Genomic DNA, 18,822 nt, shown 5'->3' with positions numbered 1-18,822 from the left:
AAAACATGGCTTATAAGACCGACATCGAAATCGCCCGCGAAGCGACCAAGCTCCCGATTCAGGAGGTTGGCGCCAAGCTTGACATATCGGACGCCGATCTGGTTCCCTATGGACATGATAAGGCCAAGGTCTCCGCGGATTTCATCGCCAGATCGCAAAGCAACAAGGACGGCAAGCTGATCCTGGTGACCGCGATCAACCCGACGCCTGCGGGCGAAGGCAAGACCACCACCACGGTGGGGTTGGGCGACGGGCTGAACCGCATTGGCAAAAAGGCGATGGTCTGCATCCGCGAGGCCTCGCTGGGGCCGAATTTCGGGATGAAGGGCGGGGCCGCCGGGGGTGGCTATGCGCAGGTCGTTCCGATGGACGATATGAACCTGCATTTCACCGGTGACTTCCATGCGATCACCAGCGCCCACAACCTGCTGAGCGCGATGATCGACAACCACATCTACTGGGGCAACGAAGAGAAGATCGACATGCGCCGGGTGGTGTGGCGGCGGGTCATCGACATGAACGACCGCGCCCTGCGCCAGATCACCACCAGCCTGGGCGGGGTGTCCAACGGCTTCCCGCGCGAATCCGGGTTCGACATCACCGTGGCCTCCGAAGTCATGGCGATCCTCTGTCTGGCCAATGATCTGGATGACCTGCAGAAACGTCTGGGCGACATGATCGTGGCCTATCGCCGCGACCGCACCCCGGTCTATGCCCGCGACATCAAGGCCGATGGCGCCATGACCGTGCTGCTTAAAGATGCGATGCAGCCCAACCTGGTCCAGTCGCTGGAAAACAACCCGGCCTTTGTCCATGGCGGACCGTTCGCCAATATCGCCCATGGCTGTAACTCGGTCGTGGCCACCAAGACGGCGCTGAAACTGGCCGATTATGTGGTCACCGAAGCCGGGTTCGGGGCCGATCTGGGTGCCGAGAAGTTCATGAACATCAAGTGCCGCAAGGCCGGGATCGCGCCCGATTGCGTGGTTCTGGTGGCGACGGTGCGGGCGATGAAGATGAATGGCGGCGTCGCCAAGGGCGATCTCGGCGACGAGAACGTCGCGGCGGTCACCAAGGGCTGCGCCAATCTGGGCCGTCACATCGAGAACCTGAAATCCTTTGGGGTGCCGGTGGTCGTGGCGATCAACCATTTCGTCACCGATACCGAGGCCGAAGTGCAGGCGGTCAAGGACTATGTCCACAACCAAGGCTCCGAAGCAGTGCTGTCGCGCCATTGGGAGCTGGGCGGCGAAGGCGCCGAAGAGCTGGCCCGTCGCGTCGCCGAAGTCGCCGATAGCGGCATGGCAGCGTTCTCGCCGATCTATCCCGACGAGATGAGCTTGATGGACAAGATCGACACCATCGCCAAGCGCATCTATCGCGCCGACGAGGTGCTGGCCGATCAGAAGATCCGCAATCAGCTCAAGGATTGGGAAGATCAGGGCTATGGCAATCTGCCAATCTGTATGGCCAAGACCCAGTACAGCTTTACCACCGATCCAAGCCGGCGGGGCGCCCCAACCGGGCACAGCCTGCCAGTTCGGGAAGTACGACTGAGCGCGGGTGCCGGATTTATTGTGGTAATTTGCGGCGAAATCATGACCATGCCAGGTCTGCCGCGGGTGCCAGCATCCGAATCCATTCACCTCAATGACAACGGCCAAATCGAGGGTCTCTTCTAAAGGATACACTGTAATGATCAAAATCCTGGTACCGGTCCGGGGCGATGGGAAAGGTGACAATGTCATCGCCCACGCCGCGGCGTTGGCTCACCGAACCGACAGCCATCTCGCAATCACCCATTGTCGAGCGAGGCCGGAGGATATGCTGCCCTTTGGCGTGCCTATCCCCAGGATGTTTCACAAACAGATCATGCAGCAGGCCGAAGAACTGGCCAATGTCGAAGAAGAGGAAATGAAAAAAGAACTGAAAGCCCTGGCTGAAAAACTGGGGCTTTCACTGAACGGGACGGCGGGCTCCGGCAAGGGCGTGACAGTGTCCTGGACCGAGGCCACCGGCCGGATGGCCGATGTGGTGCGCCGCCATGGCCGGCTCGCCGATCTGATCGCGGTGCCACAGCCGGATGTGGACCGCAATCTTGGCTGGAATGTGATGAAATCCGCGATGTACCGGACCATTCGGCCGGTCCTGATGGTGCCAAATGACGTGGCGCCGCCGGAAAATCTGGGCCGAAATGTGACGATTGGCTGGGACGGTTCGCTGGAGGCCACCAAGGCCGTTGCCATGACCTTGCCGATCCTGCGCACCGCGGAACAGGTGACAATCCTGTCTTCCGGCGGCGAGCCCGAGGCGGCGACCGCCGATGATCTGGTGGACTATCTCGCCGCCCATGGCATCCCGGCCACGATCCACCGCTTCAAGGGCCAGGGCAATGTTGGCCGAATTCTGCTGTCGGCCAGCAAGGAGGTGGGGGCCGACCTGCTGATTATGGGCGCCTATGGCGAGAGCCAGGAAAAGGAGCTGGTTTTCGGCGGCAATACCCAACACATTATCGATCATGGGAAAATGCCCGTGATTTTCGTGCATTGAAGCTGCAGATTTTATGAAAAAACCCAAAATAGGGCGCAAAAAGACTTGTTGTTTCAACAACAAGACGTGAAAAGATACGATGGCGGTGCCCGATTGATCGGCGCCCCGAGAGACGACATAAAAAAGACTGGCCGAGCCAACGGCGAGCGCGTGCGCGCAACACCTTTGCGCAAGATGCAAATATCCAGGGAGGATAGCATGAAAATCACCAAACGTCTTTTCGTCAAACTGGCGGGTGCCACCGCATTGGCTGGGGCGCTGGCGGGGCCTGCCGCCGCGTGGGAACCGACCAAGCCGGTTGATTTCGTGATCATGGCCGGTGCCGGTGGCGGCGCTGACCAGATTGCGCGCTTCCTGCAATCGGTGGCCGAGAAGAAGGACCTGATGAACCGCCCGCTGGTGCCCAATAACAAGGGCGGCGGCTCTGGCGCCGAGGCGTTGATTGCCCTGAACACCAGCCGCGATCCCGACCACACCATCCTGGTGACGCTGAACTCCTTCTTCACCACGCCGCTGCGGCAGGAGAATCTCGGTATCGACGTCATGACTTTCTCGCCGGTGGCGATGATGGGCGTCGATCCGTTCATCCTCTGGGTCCACAAGGACAGCGGCATCACCACTTTCGAGGAATGGCTCGAAGAGGTGAAGAAGGGCGGCTATGTCATGGGCGGCACCGGCAAGGGGCAAGAAGACAGCCTGGTGATCACCTATCTGGAACAGGCCTTTGATCTTGATATCAAATATATCCCCTATAAGGGCGGGGGCGATGTCGCCAAGGATCTGGCCGGCAAGCAGGTCATGGCCACGGTGAACAACCCCTCCGAAACCAAAGGCTTTTACGCCAATGGCGATGTGGTGCCACTGCTGTCCTTCTCGGACGAGCGCATGGAGGCGTTCCCGGACGTGCCCACGCTCAAGGAAAAGGGCGCGGATTTCAGCTATTACAACCAGCGCGCCGTGGTCGGTGCGCCGGGCCAGTCGGACGAGGCCGCCGCCTATTATCAGGATCTGTTCGAGACCATCTACGAGACCGAGGAGTGGCAGAATTATATGGATACGGAAAGTATCTCGCCGCTGTGGTTGAGCCCGGAAGAGCAGAAAGACTACTGGGCCACCCAGGTCGAACGCCACAAGGAACTGCTCGCCGCGATGGGCGAGTGATCCGACGGATCCGGGAAACAACATAAATTCAGGGAGGGCCATATGCGCCTTGCAGAAATCATAACCGCGGGGGTTATGGCCCTCCTGTCCATCTACCTGATGTGGAAAAGTACGGAACTGAATGTTGGCTATATCACCGGCGAAGGCCCCGGCGGCGGGGCCTGGCCGTTTTGGCTGTCCGGGATCATGCTGATTTGCACCGTGATGATCGCGATCAACTGGTTCCGGCGGACCTCGCCGCCATCGCGCTCGAAAGAGGTGCTGCTGGATGGCTATGGCAGGCGGACCCTGGTCCTGGTGGGCGGCGGGCTTTTGGGCTTTATCGCGCTGGTCAACATCATCTCGATGTATGGCGCCATGCTGGTCTTTCTGGTCTATTACCTGCGCTTTCTGGGGCGGCACAGCTGGACCCTGACGGGAATCCTGTCGATTTCGCTTCCAGTCACGTTCTTCCTGTTCTTCGAGGCGGTGATGCGGATCACCCTGCCCAAGGGCATGCAGTTCACCGAACCGTTCTACAATTATCTGAACACCATCATCTACTGAACCGGCCCGAACAACGACGCACGGACAGGGAGGAAAACACACGATGGAAATTCTTGGGCTACTGACCGACGGGGTCTTGGTGTCGCTGATGCCGATCAACATCCTGTTGATCGTGATCGGGGTGACGCTGGGCCTGTTCATCGGCGCCATGCCGGGGCTGGGATCGGTGAACGGGGTGGCGATCCTGCTGCCGATCACCTTTCTGGTGCCGCCGGGGTCGGCGATCATCTTTCTGGCGGCGATCTATTACGGCGCCATGTATGGCGGTGCGATCAGTTCGATCACGCTGGGCATTCCGGGCGCCTCGACGGCGGTCGCCACCACCTTTGACGGACGGCCGCTGGCGATGAAGGGGCGGGCCAGTCTGGCGCTGGTCACCGCAGCGCTGGCCTCGTTCATCGGCGGCACCGTCTCGAATGTGCTGTTCACCATTTTCGCGCCGATGCTGGCCAAGGTGGCGCTGGCCTTCGGGCCGCCGGAAATCTTTGCGCTGATGCTGCTGGCCTTCGCCACCTTCGTCGGGCTGGGCGGCGATGACATCCCCAAAACCATCCTGTCGATCTGTCTCGGCCTGGTCTTCGCGGCGGTCGGGTTTGACGAGATCTCGGGCGCGCCGCGGCTGGTCTTCTTTGACATTCCGGGATTCCTGCACGGCATCAACTTTCTGGTGCTGGCGATCGGGGTCTATGGGATCGGCGAAATGATCTGGACCATCGAGAGCACCCGGGGCGAGATCACCACCACCGAGGCCAAGATGTCGGTCAAAGGCATCGTCAATGACTCCAAGGAGGGCATGAAACGGGGCTGGAAAGGCACCGCGATTGGCTCCTTCCTGGGCTTCTTTGTCGGGATCCTGCCGGCTGCCGGGGCGACGCCCGGCTCGCTGATGTCCTATGGTGTGGCCAAGATGGTGGCCCGCAAGCCCGGGGAATTCGGCAAGGGCCATCCCGGCGGTGTCGCGGCCCCCGAGGCGGCCAATAACTCGGCCTCTACGGGTGCGATGCTGCCGATGCTGACCCTGGGCATTCCCGGCTCGCCGACTACGGCGATCCTGCTCGGGGGCATGGTGATCTGGGGGCTGACCCCGGGGCCGCGCCTGTTCATTGAACAACCGGACTTCGTCTGGGGCCTGATCGGGTCGTTCTATGTCTCGAACTTCTTCGCAGTGCTGGTCAACCTGGCCTTCATCCCGCTGTTCATCTGGATGTTGCGCATGCCCTTCACGGTGCTGGCACCGCTGATCTTCGTGCTGTCGGTGGTGGGTGGCTATGCCGCCACACAGGACATGCATGATGTCTGGCTGATGCTGGCCTTCGGGTTTGGTGCGTTCTTCCTGCGCAAGCTGGACTATCCGCTGGCACCGGCGGTTCTGGCCATTGTTCTGGGCCCGATCGCCGAGCCGACCCTGCGCCAGTCCTTGCTTCTGTCTTCGGGGGATGCGACGATCTTCTTCACCCGGCCGATCGCCGGCCCGATCACCATCATCGCGATCATCCTGATCCTGCTGCCGCTGCTCAAGTTCATTCGCGACAAGTTCAGCGGCAAGACGAAAAGAGAGGTCTGACGCCGGTTCCGCACAGATGACCCCCGCGCCGGTTGCGGCGCGGGGGTCTCTATCGAAAAACCACCGTCAGGCCCATGCCGAGAGGGGAACGCCAATGTCTGGCAAAACCGAAGAATTCAATGCCTGGAACCCCGGCTTCAGCTCTGACATCCCGGCGCGGCTATTGCCGCTGGTGACGCTGTATCGGCCGGAAAATTCGACCGTCTCCTATGCCGAGGCGAAGGAGGCCGCGGATTTCTGCGGCCGCAAACCCGCCGAAATGAACGCCTTTACCGCGGCGCGGCTGGTGCGGCACGAGCTGTTCATCCGCCTGATGGCCGATATCAATGTTCCCGACGGGCCGGAATATCCGGAACTGGGCGAACATCTGCGCGGCATCGCGAAAACCATTCTGGATGGCTATGTGCAGCCGCAGATGCCGATGCTGGAACAGGAATTCGACCGATTGCGCAAGCGGATCGAAAACCGCCTGGCGGTGCGGCTCGATCAGGATATCTACAGCCGCGACAGCGGAGCGGGCACTGGCACCGCCGGGCTGCTGGAGCGGCTCGGCCTGCGCAAGCCGAAACCGGACGCCAAGGACAAACTGCCCGAAGCCCCCGAGGTCAAGGCGCTGTTGCAATGGCAGGACGAGGTCAACCGCGGCAGCGACGCCTTCGAGACCGGCTGTCTGCGCGGGTTGCTGGCGATTGTCGGCGGCATTGTCGGGCAGCGCGGGCGGCTGTTCGCGGATCGCGCCCTGGTGCTGAAATGGGCGGCGAATTGGGTCTGCAACACCTATGGCGGGCATCGCATCGGCCAGTTGATCCAGCCGATGATCGCCGAGGCCGCGCGCCGCGAGGGCTATCGCGTGCTGCCGTTCCAATCGGCGCCGCTGTTCATGAGCGTCAAGGGCGGCCCCGGCGCGGGCAAGAGCACCCTGCGCCCCTTGCAGCGCGAACTGGCCACCCGCCTGGGCGTCGCCTGGGAGGATTTCGCCAAGATCAGCCCGGATTACTGCCGCAAGTTCCTGCTCGATTACGACAGCCTGGGCGCGGATTACAAATATGCCGCCGCGCTGACCGCGCAGGAACTGGAAATCATCGACAAGAAGATCGACCGCTATATGGAGCAGAAAGCCGCGAAATCGGAAATGCCCCATGTGCTGGTCGACCGGTTCCGCTTCGACAGCTTCATGCCGGCGCCCTATCAGAAACCCGGCGGCACATTGCTCAGCCGGTTTGCCGATACCGCCTATCTGTTCTTTATGATCACCCCGCCCGAAGCAACGGTCGAACGGGCCTGGGAGCGCGGGCTCAAGACCGGCCGGTTCAAGGCGCTGGACGACATGCTGCATTTTAACATCGAGGCGAATGTCGGCATGCCACAACTGTTCTTCAACTGGGTGAAAAAGACCAACCAGAAAGTACATTTCGAGTTTCTGGACAATGATGTGCCGCTGGGCGCGGGGCCGAAAACCGCCGCCTTTGGCTGGAATGACAGCCTGACCATTCTCGATCCCGACTGCCTGCGCTCCATGGACCGCTACCGGTGCATCAATATCGACGCACAGCGCCCCGAAGATGTGCTGCGGCCGGAAACCGGATCGGAGGAGGATTTCGTCAAGACCTGTATGCTGCAGGTGGCAAATGTCACCTTTGCCGATCCCGATACCGCTCAAGTGCTGGCCCAGACCCGGGACAACACCTGTGTCTTCGATCAGGGCGGGGTCTTTGCGCAGCTCGGGCTGAGCGGCGAATGCAAGCGTCTGGCCGACCGCAACAGCACCGCCCCGGCGATCAGCGACGATCCCGCCGCCGCCATTGCCGTGGACGTGGACGCAGAGCGGCGCTTTACCGTGGGCCGCTGGGCCGAGCCGGACACCTGACCGGCCCCGGCCCCTGGCTGCGGGGTCAGCCCGCCGGGGTCAGCAGGATCTTGCCCCGGTGGGTGGCCGTTTCCATCGTCTCATGGGCCGCGGTTGCACGGTCGAACGGGAAGGTGGCATGGGTCTGCGCCGCCAGTTTGCCGGCCGCAAACAGCGGCCAGACCTTGGCGCGCAGATCGGCGGCGACGGCGGATTTGAACACCTCGGGGCGCGAGCGCAAGGTCGCGCCGGTATAGACCAGCCGTTTCAGCATGATCGGCATCAGGTTGATCTCGACCTTGGACCCGGCATTGAACGCCAGTTGCACGATCCGTGCATCGGGGCTGGCCGCCTTGATGTTGCGCGCCACGTAATCGCCGCCAATGATATCAAGGATCAAGTTGGCGCCGCCGGCTTCGCGCACCAGGTCGACGAAATCCTCTTCGTTGAAGTTGATCGCCCGCTCGGCGCCCAGACCTTCGGCATAGGCGCAATCGCCGGCATCGGCGCAGGTGGTGAAGACCCGCAGGCCAAGCGCGCGGCCCAGCTGGATCGCGGTCGAGCCGATCCCGCCAGCACCGCCATGGACCAGCAGCAATTGCCCCGGCGTGATGTTCTGCTCGAAGAACAGATTGCTCCAGACGGTGAAATAGGTCTCGCACAGCCCGGCCGCGTCAAGCTCGGACACGCCTTCGGGGATCGGCAGGCAATGGGTCGCATCGATCGCGACATATTCCGCATAGCCCCCGCCATTGGTCAGCGCGCAGAGCCGGTCGCCAATGGCCCAGTCGCTGACGCCGTCGCCCAGGGCCACCACCTCGCCCGAGACTTCCAGACCGAGCAGATCCGAAGCCCCTTTGGGCGGCGGGTAATGGCCGCGCCGCTGCACCAGGTCGGGGCCGTTGACGCCGGCCGCGGTGACGCGCACCAGAACCTCGCCGGCGCGGGGCGTGGGCAGCGCGCGGTCGCCCAGTTCCAGAACATCGGCCTTGCCGGGTTCGCGCATCTCGATGGTTTTCATGGTTTCGGGCAACACGGGGGAGCACCTCCTGCAATGGCATGGCAATGGGCCGCAACCCGGCCCGGTCTGCGCCGAAACCTATGTTTTCCCTGCCGGGATGACAAATGGAAACCCGCGCGACAGGCGGCACCGGGTGGCGCCGCGCCTTACTGTTCGCGAAACGCCCGGGTCATGCTGTCGGTGACCGGTTTCATCAGATATTGCATGAAGGTCCGCGCCTCGGTCTGAATCATGATTTCCACCGGCATCCCCGGGGTCGGGGAAAAGCCGCGCACCCGGTCCAGTTCCGTGGGCTCCACCGAGACCCGCGCCACATAGATCTCGCGCGGGACCTCTTGCGAACGGTCCAGGATCGCATCGGCCGAGACATAGTAAACCTCGCCCTCAAGAATCGGGGTGGTGCGCTGGTTCAGGGCGGTCAGGCGCACGGTGGCCCCCTGGCCCTTGCGCACCACGTCGATTTCGGTGCGCGGGATCTGCACCTCGATGATCAGCGGCGCGCCAGTGGGCAGGATTTCGGCAATCGCCTTGCCGCTTTCCACGACCCCGCCAGCGGTGTGGTAATATTGGCGCACCACTGTGCCGGCGACCGGGGCCAGCACCGCCGAGCGTTGCAGCACATTCTCGGCCTTGCGGGATTGTTCGCGCACGCTTTCCAGTTCCGACTGGACCGCCTGCAATTCGTGCAGCTGTTTGCTCTGACGTTCGCTGATCGTCTGCGCGATCTGGGATTCATAGCGTTTGGTCACCTCGTCGATTTCATCGATTTCCGCTTGCAGCCGCCCGCTCTGGCCGTCGCTTTCGGCAAGGGCGCGCCGGATCGTGTTGACCTCGAATTTGCGCACCAGGCCGCGCTCGAACAGGGTGCTCTTGCTGGCGAAATCCTCGCGCAGGATCGCCAATTGCATGCGCTCTGCCTGGAGTTGCTGCTCATAGCCCACCGCGCGCACCTTCAGCGCCTCGATGCTCTGGCTCAGCAAGGTGATGTCATTGCGCAACTGTTGGGTCGCGGCATTGAAGAGGACGGTTTGCGCATCCAGCATCGAGGCCACGTCGAAATCGGCCCGCAAGGCTTCCAGATGGTCGGGAAAGACCAGGTCGCTCTGTTGCTGAAATTCGCTCAGGATCCGGGCCTCCATCGCTTCCAGCCGCACCCGGCGCAGGAACAATTCGCGCCGATTGGCCAGTGCCGAGGTTTCATCCAGCAGCATGATCGGCTGTCCGGCCCGCACCTGTTCGCCCTCAGAGACCAGGATCTCCTTGATGATGCCGCCCTCGAGATGCTGCACGATCTTGTTGCTGCCGGTGGCGACAAAACTGCCCTGCGAGATCACCGCAGCGGCCAGCGGCGCGCGAAAGGCCCACAGCCCGAAACCGCCAAAGGTGAAGCCCAGCAAAAGCAGCCCGAAGGTCACGAATTTGCCGACCGAGCGGGGCACATCCGCATACCATTCGCGGGCGTCGATATGGGCGATCTCAGGCATTGGCCAGACCTCCGTTGGGATGGGGTGCGCGCAGGTTGCCCGCCTTGTTGCGTTCGGCCAGTTGCTTGAGCACCTGCTGGCGGTGGCCGAACATCGCGATATTGCCGTCGGCCAGCAGCATGATCTTGTCGACCACGCTCAACAGCGAGGGTTTCTGGGTGATCACCGCCACGGTGATACCGTTCTCGCCGGCATGGCGGATGGCATTGGCCAGGGCGCGGTCGCCATTGGTATCGAGATTCGAGTTCGGCTCGTCCAGCACCAGAAAACGCGGATTGCCGAAAAAGGCGCGGGCCAGCCCGATGCGCTGTTTCTGGCCGCCCGAAAGCGGCGCCCCATCGGCGGCCACCACCGTTTCATAGCCGTGCGGCAGCATCGCGATCATCTTGTGCACATCCGCCAGCACCGCGGCGCGGTGGACGTCCTCGTCGCTGGCCGCCATCCGCATCCGGGCGATATTGGCCTTGATCGTGCCGGGAAACAGCTGCACGTCCTGGGGCAGATAGCCGATGCTTTCGCCCAGTTGCCGGTCGTCCCAGTTGCGCAGGTCCATCAGGTCAAGCCGCACATTGCCCGAGGTTGGCAGGATCGACCCCACCAGCATCTTGCCCAAGGTGGTCTTACCGGCTCCCGAATTGCCGATAATCGCCAGCGAGTCACCGGGGTTCAGGCTGAAGGTCAGCCCGTTCAGGATCACCTGTTTGGTGCCGGCGGGCACATAGAGCAGACGTTCGACATTCAGGCGGCCTTCGGGGCGGGGCAGCAGCAGCTTTTCAAAGCGCTGCGCCGAATTCAGCATCAGCCGCGTCACCCTTCCATAGGCCGCGCGGGACATGATGAAACCATTCCAGCCCTCGATCGCGCCCTCAATCGGGGCCAGCGCCCGGCCCGCGATGATCGAGGCGGCGATCACCATGCCGCCGGTGATCTCGCCCTGGATCGCCAGAAACGCGCCCCAGCCCAGCATCGCGATCTGCGTCATCAGCCGCACCCCGCGCGACACTGCGGCCCAGACAATATTGCGGTCCTGCGCGATCACCTGGGCGCGCATCGAATTGGCGGTATCGCGCCCCCACAGCGCCACCGCTTCGGGCACCATCGCCAGGGCGTTGATGATCTGGCTGTTGCGGGCCATGGAATCGAGATGCATGTTGGCCCGGCCCTGCGCCGCATTGGCATCGGAAAAGGGCCGCGCCGTGGATTTCTGGTTGATCAGCGCGATCACCATCAACAGCAGCGCCGTGGCGACCACGATCAGGCCCAGATGTGGGTGCACCAGAAAAATCACCACGATGAAAAGCGGCGCAAAGGGCACGTCCAGAAACGAGATCAGCGTGCCCGACACCAGAAAGCTGCGCAACATCTGCAGATCGCCCAGGGTCTGGTATTCGCGCCCGTTATCATGCAGCGAGGCATGGGCGGCGGCGCTCAGCACCGGCGCGCCCAATTGCACCGACACCTCGACCGAGGTGCGCATCAGGATGAAGCGGCGCACCGCGTCGAATATCGCCTGCAGGATCACCGCCCCGGCAATCACCACGGTCAGCATGATCAGCGTGTCGATCGAGCGACTGGTCAGCACCCGGTCGGAAATCTGGAACAGGTAGATCGGGATCGCCAGCACCAGCATGTTGGTGGCGCAGGTCAGGATCATGACAAAGCCCAGATTGCGCCGCACCGCGCGCTTGCCCGTGTGCAATTGCGCGGCGAACTGATCGGGGGTGGCGCGTTTGTGGAACTTGCCTGCGCCACCGCCGCCGCCGCCCTTGCCGCCCCCCTCCGGGGCCGGTTTCATCAGCGGCCCGGTGCTGCCTTCGATCTGCGCCCCGCCCAGCCCCTTGGCGACCGGCGCGGCCGGGGCCACGCGCTGGTCGGGGCGCAGGTTCAGGGGCTTTTCCTTTTCGGCGGCGGGGCGGGTCTGGGCGGCGGCGTTTTCGGCGCGATTGGGCGTCGTGGCGTCGTTCAAGGTCATTCGGTCGCTTTCCCTGTCAGGCCAGCATCGTCTGCATCATGTCCGGAGTGCTGGTGTCCTCCGGCGCGGTCGGGGCGATGCCCATCTGTTCCATCGCGGTTTCCGGTCCGACCATGTCCTCGGCCAGAAAGGCCACCGCCTCGCTGGCCAGGGCGGGCAGGTCCACCCCCGTCGGATCGGCGTCGGTATCGATCAGCCCGGCCTGGTAGAGCAGCGCGTCGTCATAGACCTCGCCGCCCACCGAAACGGTGGAATCGACGCCATATTGCGAAATCGAGGCCAGGTTGATCGCCGCATTGGAGCCGGCGGTCAGCGTCACATCGGCCCCGGTGGCAGACTGGAAATTGTCCAGCGCCAGATGCACCTGATCGCTGTCGCCCAGCACATTGGTCTGGTCGACGCGGTTGATCGTGGTGGCGTCGCCGCTGATATAGAGCACGCGCAGCACGTCGACCCCTTCGAAGACGCTGTCATGGGCGACGCTTTCGTCGATTGAGCGCCCGCCCGCGGCCAGCTCCTCGGCGGCGCGGGCAAAATTGTCCTGCATCGGCTGATAGCTGTCGATCCCGGTGCCGGTGATCGAGGCGCCGTTGAACACCAGATTGTCGCCGGCGCTGAAATCGCCGGGCTGCACCCCGCTATAGGTCACGGTGTTAGTGTCGATCAGCACGTTCAACTGGCTGATCTGGTTGACCGTGATCATATGGCCACCGATCAGGATCAGATCATAGCCATAGCCGATTTCCACCAGATCGGTCAGGTTGATCACCGTGTTGTCGCCCAGGCCGATATAGGTTTCGGCGCTGTGGAACACGATGTCGGCGCGGTCGAAATCGGTCATGAAACTGTATTGCTGGACATGGTTGACCATCAGCAGATCACCGTCAATCCGGGTCACCACCCAGTTCGAGGGCAGCGCCAGCGCGGCTGCGCTCGGGGCCGCTGCGTCCCCTTCCAGCGCCGGCGCCGAGGCTTGCAGCGCCATTGTCGCCGAATTCCACGCCGCCGAGGGGCTGGCCGCACCGGCGCCGCCGAACTGGCCCTGTTCCACCAGCATATTGGTCTGCGAAATCAGGTTGAGATGGATCACATCGCCCATCACCGCGATCACCGGCGCATCCAGCCAGCCGGTGGCGATATTCACCTGATTGACCACGAGATTGGCCCCGGCAACGACCGCGTGACCGGGCTCGGAACTGTGCATGTCGGGGCCGCCGTCCAACCCCTTGAAGGGGCCGGGGCTCCAGGCCGGTTCGCCCGTCGGATCAGTGGCGTCTTCCTCGGCGCTGTCGGGGCTCAGGAAGGCGGGCATTACATCGTCGAGTTTGAGCGCGGTCTCGACCCGTTCGCCGTTTTCATAGGTGCCATAGGCGGCGGCGCCGGTCTGGATCGTCACCGTCAGGCCGGTCAGGCCGGGGTCGCCGGTTTCCTGAATCTGTTGGTGCAGCCCCAGGGCATAATCATGGGCGGACTCCTCCAGCGGCGGCAGCCCGTCGCCAAATATCGGGGTCACCGCCTGCGCCAACTCCAGCCAGCCCTGCAATTGCGCCATGTGGAATGCCGGATCGACAAAGACCGCGGCGCTCTCGCCGAGCAGCAACAGATCATTGTCGATAAGATGGTTATATTGCCAGGTGACGATCACCACTGATCCCGGCGGCTCCAGCATCAGGGCCATTCTGGCCCCGCCGATTCCGGTCATCATCATCGCGACCTCAACCTCCGGCGGGCCCGGCTCGGGTGCAGGAAAGAACGGGGCCGGGGGAAACTGGGGAAAGGCAGGGGCTGCCTCGGGCACGGGGTGCGGGGCGTCCGGCAGCGACTTGAGAAGGCGCAGCGTCGGAGCGAAATCGCCAAGCTGATAAGCGGCCTTGAATTGCGCCGGATCACCGGCCAGAGGATCGGTCTGGGGGGCGTCGGAGCGCAGTGCCTTGATTTTTAGATAATCGTCGCGCAGCCGCTCTTCTTCGACGGTGATCTGGAATATCCCGATCATATGCGCGACCATTTCGGTCACTTTATCAAGCATCTACGCAACCTCTATTCTGGAATAGTGCGGTCACTCATCGCGGTCGTTCTGTAACCTTGTGAAAATTCGTATGGGGCTGAAAGAAGGTGCCGGGCCCGGAAATTTCCGGACCCGGCGATTTCACGTCGTGGCTTATGCGTCGCCGCTGTCGTCGCCGGCGAAGGTCGAGCTGAACGAGCCCCCCACAACCGTCATATCGACAGTATTGCCCAGCACATTGGCACCCTGCACGATGGTCTGGTTGAACGCCGAGGTGCTGATCTGCGCCGCCGCCGAGGCATAGGATTCGCCGGTCACATAGCCATCGTGGCCATTGTTCGAACCCCAGGTGCCGCCATAGCCGCCAGCGCCACCGTCACCGGCATAGGCGTAACCGCCCGCACCGCCGACGCCGCCTTCGCCATGGCCGTAGCCGGCGTTTGCTTCACCACCATAGCCATCGCCGGTGTCGCCGCCCCAGGCTTCGCCGCCCAGGCCATCACCGCCATTGCCGGCCCAGGCCGTGTTGGTACCACCATTGCCGGCGGCGGTGTTGGTGGCCTCCGACATCGCATCGGCATAGCCGCCATCACCACCGGCCGCATCGGAAGTGCCCTCACCGGTGCCGGTGCCAATCGCCTCCGCCAGCGCATCGGCATAACCGCCATCGCCGGTGGCCGCATCGGAAGTGCCCTCACCGGTGCCGGTGCCGTCAGCATCCGACATCGCATCGGCATAACCGCCATCGCCGGTGGCCGCATCAGAGGTGCCCTCACCGGTGCCGGTGCCGTCGGCATCCGACATCGCATCGGCATAACCGCCATCGCCGGTGGCCGCATCGGAAGTGCCCTCACCGGTGCCGGTGCCGTCAGCATCCGACATCGCATCGGCCATGCCGCCATCGCCGGTGGCCGCATCAGAGGTGCCCTCACCGGTGCCGGTGCCGTCAGCATCCGACATCGCATCGGCCATGCCGCCATCGCCGGTGGCCGCATCGGAAGTGCCCTCACCGGTGCCGGTGCCAACCGCATCCGCCAGCGCCTCGGCCAAGCCGCCGTCACCGCTGGCCCCCAGACCCAGACCGATGCCACCGGCATTCGCGTCCGCATCCGAGTCACCGGTTTCACCGTTTTCGGCATTTGCCAGGCCCAGACCGATCAGGCCAAGGCCGAAGCCGATCGCACCGGCATCCCCGGTATTGCTGCTATCGGCATCCGCATCGGCAAGCCCGACCCCAACGCCAAGGCCACCGGCATCGCCGCTGTCGCCGCCATCGGCATCGGAATCCGCATCACCCAGACCGAGACCGATCCCGGCGCCCAGCGAGTCGGCATCGCCGCTGTCGCCGCCATCGGCATCGGAATCCGCATCACCCAGACCCAGACCGATCCCGGCGCCCAGCGAGTCGGCATCGCCGCTGTCGCCGCCATCGGCATCGGAATCCGCGTCACCCAGACCGATACCAAGACCGGCACCCAGCGAGTCGGCATCGCCGCTGTCGCCGCCATCGGCATCGGAATCCGCGTCACCCAGACCGATACCAAGACCGGCCCCCAGCGAATCCGCATCGCCGCTGTCACCGCCATCGGCATCGGAATCTGCATCCGCCGCGCCGATACCCAGACCGGCCCCCAGCGAATCCGCATCGCCGCTGTCACCGCCATCGGCATCGGCATCTGCATCCGCCGCACCGATACCCAGACCGGCGCCCAGCGAGTCGGCGTCACCGCCATCACCACCATCGGCATCCGCATCCGAATCCGCATGGCCGAAGCCCAGACCAAGGCCGAGCGCCGCCGCGTCGCCGCCGGTGCCACCGGTGCCGCCATCGGCATCGGCATCCCCGCCATCACCGCTGGTACCTCCGCTGGCAACCGCTGCGCCGCCCAGTCCGACACCACCCAAGGCAAAGCCGCCATTGGCATCGGCATGGCCACCGCCGGACGCGCCATCGCCACCGGCATTGATGCCGTCAGCCGCATGGGCCGTGCCGCCATTGGCATTGCCGTTCTGATATAATGTACCGCTATTGTGCACATCGCTCAGGGTGTCGTTGTCATAGAGATTATTGGACTGGGCGTTGACCGTCGCCGAATCATTGCCCGCCCCGTTCAGCGCATCGTTGAGGATGTTGTCGAGGTTCACGTCATTGCCAGGGTTATAATCGATATCCCCTTGGGCCATGATGAAATCGCCCGCCGTCGAACCGTCCATGTCGATATCGGCAAAATCGTCATCGGTGGGCATGAAGCCCGCCATGTCGAAATCGATATCCACATCGACATTGGTATCCGAGGTGTTCGAGTTGTGGTTGCCGTTCAGGTTGCCATTCAGATTACCGTTCAGGTTGCCATTCAGGTTGCCGCTCAGGTTCAGATTGCCATTGGCGTTCTCATTGCCATTGGCATTCTCATTTTCCGAGGACTGGGTCTGCTCTTGGCCCTGACCCTGGTCCTGTTCTTGACCCTGATCTTGCCCTTGACCCTGCTCTTGGCCCTGATCTTGCTCCTGATCCTGCAGTTGCGCTTCCGCCTGCAGCTGGGCCTGAAGTTCGGCCTGGGCCTGCGCCTGGTCCTGATCCTGGTGCTGGCTTTCGTGCAGCGGATAAATAAAGTTGTTAACGTTGTTTCTGGTAGACATCTTGTTTCTCCGGTTCTTGCGCTTGCCGGATCGCCAGTCATTCCAAAGCGATCATCCCGCAGTCGCAGATTTGAGAGTTTCAGTGTGCTTGCGCAGGCCCGAGGCGGACTCGCTCCGGGGGCACGCGGTCGCTATGTCGGGATTCTTTCGATGGCAGCCCTCCCTGTTTGACGCAGGGGAAGTTTTGCCGAAAAACCGGGGCGGACCTAGCTGGTCAATCGGTCTAGAACCGGACCCGATCCGGCAAGGTTCTGAGCGCAGGCGATTTTCTCGCATCTGCAGCAAAAACCTTCTGCGGATGCATCGGCTACCAAGGACAGACCTGCCCGAATGATCAGGTAACGACCCTGAAAAACGCCCTGCCAGCGGGCAGAAAAGTATCCCTAGCGTTAAGATTATGTTAACCTTTGGGAGTGGAGATGAGTCGGTTGTTCTCGGCGCAACTTCAAGAGGAAGGCTGCAAGCTCAACAACAACCCATTGATTAAGAACGTTATTTCAGGATGCCGGGAGGGCAGGTGCCAGATGAAATAAGACCGCGTCATTCAAAACAGCGACACGTGTTGAGGCGAACATCGTTTTCAGAATTCGTTCCGTGTCGGCATCTCTAAATGAGGATTTCAAGGTGAATGTTTTGACAAATGTGAAGAAGACGCAACGCGGCGTTTTCATTGGTAACAGTCTCGACTTCTCGAATACGATACTCAGGTTTGCAGCGGCCGAATTCGACTGTATCGACTTTATTCGTATTGCCGCTTTTGATGATCTGTTCGGAGACATGCCGGAATCCGACGCCCAATGCCGCATGATCATCATCAGCGAGAGCCTCGCCGAGGAATTGCAAAACAACATTACCGTCTTGCAAGAAAAATTCACGCAGGCGCAGTTTGTACTGGCCTATCGCAACCCTGAAATTGCTCGCGATTTCATCTTGCAGGGCCAGCACGGCACCGCCCTTGCCAAGATCAGCTTTCTGCCGATGACATTGGAGATCGATCGCTGGATGGCGATCCTGCGGCTTTTGGTCTGCGGCGAAAAATATGTCCCTTACGAACTGTTCGACAGCCCCGCATCGGCCGGCCCCGACGCGGCGCCGGAAGCAAGACGGAACACCGTGCCCCCCGCGAGCAAGCTGGCCAAATTGACCGAGCGCGAATTGCAGGTGCTGTCATCGGTGTCCGAGGGCAAGCAGAACAAGATCATCGCGGCCGAACTGGCCCTGTCGGAACATACGGTCAAGCTGCATATCCACAACATGATCGCGAAACTGGGGGTCAACAACCGCACCGAGGCCGCGATCTGCTATCTGGCGGATCAGAGCGGGGCGGATGGTCCGCCACGGTGACCGGCCCCCCACAGCCCCCCGATTTCGACGGGTTCCTGTTGCTGGTGGGCAAGCTCAACTATGCTTGGACCAACACCGAAAGCCTGCTGATCCACCTGATTGCCGGTCTCTCGGGCATGGACAAGGAAACCGCCACGGTGGTGTTCCTGACGCTGAACACCACCCGGGCGCGGATCGATCTGGTCGAACGCCTGTCCAAGCTCGAGCGCACCGCCCCGACCGAGCGCCAACGGGTGCTGGCCCTGACCGGACGGATCCAGAAACAGGCCGCCCTGCGCAACCGCTACAATCATTGCATCTATGCGTTCGACAGCGAGGGCAATCCGCGCACCATCCTGATGCGCATCGCCGATCGCAAGGACCGGCTGATGATCGGCCAGAGCGATCCGCTTGACGATGCTGCCGCCGGCAATATCGAGACGGCAATCGAAAAGCTGGCCGCGATCAACCGTGACATCTGGCAGGCAATCCGGGAGCTTGGCTATCCGGAATGAGCATGCCCGCCACGAGACCGCGGCGGGCAGCTGGGGTATATACAGGTCGGGCGCGCGGCCCTTAGACCACCTGCCGGCCTTCGCGCCGGGCTTTCCTCAGTTCATTGACGAAAGCGGTGACGATCAGGACCAGCACGCCAAGGGCAAGTGTGGGCCAGATCAGGATATAGAAGGTCAGCATATCGGTAGCTC

Annotated in this window: 14 protein-coding genes; 8 read left to right on the top strand and 6 right to left on the bottom strand. The window is 62.5% G+C overall.

Annotated elements, in window-relative coordinates:
• The first annotated feature begins 5 nt into the window (after positions 1-5).
• From JAO82_RS12060 to JAO82_RS12035, 6 genes are all read left to right on the top strand, one after another.
• Positions 6-1,682 carry a formate--tetrahydrofolate ligase gene (locus tag JAO82_RS12060; RefSeq protein ID WP_198686639.1) on the top strand — a complete coding sequence of 559 codons (1,677 nt, stop codon included), beginning with the start codon at positions 6-8 and terminating at the stop codon, positions 1,680-1,682.
• Positions 1,683-1,695: 13 nt separating this feature from the next.
• Entirely contained in the window at positions 1,696-2,550 is an 855-nt protein-coding gene (locus JAO82_RS12055) for a universal stress protein (RefSeq protein WP_198686638.1), read from the top strand.
• Between the two features lie 198 nt (positions 2,551-2,748).
• Positions 2,749-3,711: a Bug family tripartite tricarboxylate transporter substrate binding protein gene (locus tag JAO82_RS12050; protein ID WP_198686637.1), complete on the top strand. Its 963-nt coding sequence runs from the start codon at positions 2,749-2,751 to the stop codon at positions 3,709-3,711.
• A 42-nt stretch (positions 3,712-3,753) separates the two neighbouring features.
• The gene (locus JAO82_RS12045) at positions 3,754-4,257 is read left to right on the top strand and encodes a tripartite tricarboxylate transporter TctB family protein (protein ID WP_198686636.1); all 504 of its coding nucleotides are present in this window, start codon (positions 3,754-3,756) and stop codon (positions 4,255-4,257) included.
• 43 nt (positions 4,258-4,300) lie between these two features.
• On the top strand, positions 4,301-5,821 hold the full coding sequence (locus tag JAO82_RS12040; protein ID WP_198686635.1) for a tripartite tricarboxylate transporter permease: 1,521 nt from the start codon (positions 4,301-4,303) through the stop codon (positions 5,819-5,821).
• A gap of 94 nt (positions 5,822-5,915) precedes the next feature.
• The gene (locus JAO82_RS12035) at positions 5,916-7,688 is read left to right on the top strand and encodes a DEAD/DEAH box helicase family protein (protein WP_198686634.1); all 1,773 of its coding nucleotides are present in this window, start codon (positions 5,916-5,918) and stop codon (positions 7,686-7,688) included.
• A 25-nt stretch (positions 7,689-7,713) separates the two neighbouring features.
• On the opposite strand, the gene JAO82_RS12030 is transcribed toward JAO82_RS12035, so the two are convergent.
• The 5 genes from JAO82_RS12030 to JAO82_RS12010 form a co-directional block, all read right to left on the bottom strand.
• The gene (locus tag JAO82_RS12030; RefSeq protein WP_198686633.1) at positions 7,714-8,688 is read right to left on the bottom strand and encodes an NAD(P)H-quinone oxidoreductase; all 975 of its coding nucleotides are present in this window, start codon (positions 8,686-8,688) and stop codon (positions 7,714-7,716) included.
• A gap of 146 nt (positions 8,689-8,834) precedes the next feature.
• Positions 8,835-10,172: an HlyD family type I secretion periplasmic adaptor subunit gene (locus JAO82_RS12025; protein ID WP_198686632.1), complete on the bottom strand. Its 1,338-nt coding sequence runs from the start codon at positions 10,170-10,172 to the stop codon at positions 8,835-8,837.
• A complete protein-coding gene (locus JAO82_RS12020; protein ID WP_198686631.1) occupies positions 10,165-12,144 on the bottom strand; it encodes a type I secretion system permease/ATPase in 1,980 nt (659 codons plus the stop codon). The genes JAO82_RS12025 and JAO82_RS12020 overlap by 8 nt, the downstream gene beginning before the upstream one ends.
• A gap of 16 nt (positions 12,145-12,160) precedes the next feature.
• Entirely contained in the window at positions 12,161-14,173 is a 2,013-nt protein-coding gene (locus JAO82_RS12015; protein ID WP_198686630.1) for a type I secretion protein ATPase, read from the bottom strand.
• A 132-nt stretch (positions 14,174-14,305) separates the two neighbouring features.
• A complete protein-coding gene (locus JAO82_RS12010) occupies positions 14,306-16,792 on the bottom strand; it encodes a hypothetical protein (protein ID WP_198686629.1) in 2,487 nt (828 codons plus the stop codon).
• Between the two features lie 624 nt (positions 16,793-17,416).
• Between JAO82_RS12010 and JAO82_RS12005 the strand changes: the two genes are divergently transcribed.
• Complete coding sequence (locus JAO82_RS12005) at positions 17,417-18,136, top strand: helix-turn-helix transcriptional regulator (RefSeq protein WP_332872526.1); 720 nt, start codon at positions 17,417-17,419, stop codon at positions 18,134-18,136.
• Complete coding sequence (locus JAO82_RS12000; protein ID WP_198686628.1) at positions 18,133-18,630, top strand: hypothetical protein; 498 nt, start codon at positions 18,133-18,135, stop codon at positions 18,628-18,630. The genes JAO82_RS12005 and JAO82_RS12000 overlap by 4 nt, the downstream gene beginning before the upstream one ends.
• A gap of 61 nt (positions 18,631-18,691) precedes the next feature.
• On the opposite strand, the gene JAO82_RS14305 is transcribed toward JAO82_RS12000, so the two are convergent.
• Positions 18,692-18,811, bottom strand: a complete 120-nt coding sequence (locus JAO82_RS14305; RefSeq protein ID WP_232897372.1) for a putative transporter small subunit — start codon at positions 18,809-18,811, stop codon at positions 18,692-18,694.
• Between the last annotated feature and the right edge of the window lie 11 nt (positions 18,812-18,822).

Origin of the sequence: Pontibaca salina (assembly GCF_016307205.1) — a bacterium.
Lineage (GTDB): Bacteria > Pseudomonadota > Alphaproteobacteria > Rhodobacterales > Rhodobacteraceae > Pontibaca > Pontibaca salina.
Note: the sequence above shows the minus strand (reverse complement) of the source record. Positions and strands in the feature narration are given on the sequence as shown.

What these genes read in the sequence shown, in the direction of transcription:
- JAO82_RS12060 (WP_198686639.1), top strand. Translation starts at nt 6, where the DNA reads ATGGCTTATAAGACCGACATCGAAATCGCCCGCGAAGCGACCAAGCTC.
- JAO82_RS12055 (WP_198686638.1), top strand. Translation starts at nt 1,696, where the DNA reads ATGATCAAAATCCTGGTACCGGTCCGGGGCGATGGGAAAGGTGACAAT.
- JAO82_RS12050 (WP_198686637.1), top strand. Translation starts at nt 2,749, where the DNA reads ATGAAAATCACCAAACGTCTTTTCGTCAAACTGGCGGGTGCCACCGCA.
- JAO82_RS12045 (WP_198686636.1), top strand. Translation starts at nt 3,754, where the DNA reads ATGCGCCTTGCAGAAATCATAACCGCGGGGGTTATGGCCCTCCTGTCC.
- JAO82_RS12040 (WP_198686635.1), top strand. Translation starts at nt 4,301, where the DNA reads ATGGAAATTCTTGGGCTACTGACCGACGGGGTCTTGGTGTCGCTGATG.
- JAO82_RS12035 (WP_198686634.1), top strand. Translation starts at nt 5,916, where the DNA reads ATGTCTGGCAAAACCGAAGAATTCAATGCCTGGAACCCCGGCTTCAGC.
- JAO82_RS12030 (WP_198686633.1), bottom strand. Translation starts at nt 8,688, where the DNA reads ATGAAAACCATCGAGATGCGCGAACCCGGCAAGGCCGATGTTCTGGAA.
- JAO82_RS12025 (WP_198686632.1), bottom strand. Translation starts at nt 10,172, where the DNA reads ATGCCTGAGATCGCCCATATCGACGCCCGCGAATGGTATGCGGATGTG.
- JAO82_RS12020 (WP_198686631.1), bottom strand. Translation starts at nt 12,144, where the DNA reads ATGACCTTGAACGACGCCACGACGCCCAATCGCGCCGAAAACGCCGCC.
- JAO82_RS12015 (WP_198686630.1), bottom strand. Translation starts at nt 14,173, where the DNA reads ATGCTTGATAAAGTGACCGAAATGGTCGCGCATATGATCGGGATATTC.
- JAO82_RS12010 (WP_198686629.1), bottom strand. Translation starts at nt 16,792, where the DNA reads ATGTCTACCAGAAACAACGTTAACAACTTTATTTATCCGCTGCACGAA.
- JAO82_RS14305 (WP_232897372.1), bottom strand. Translation starts at nt 18,811, where the DNA reads ATGCTGACCTTCTATATCCTGATCTGGCCCACACTTGCCCTTGGCGTG.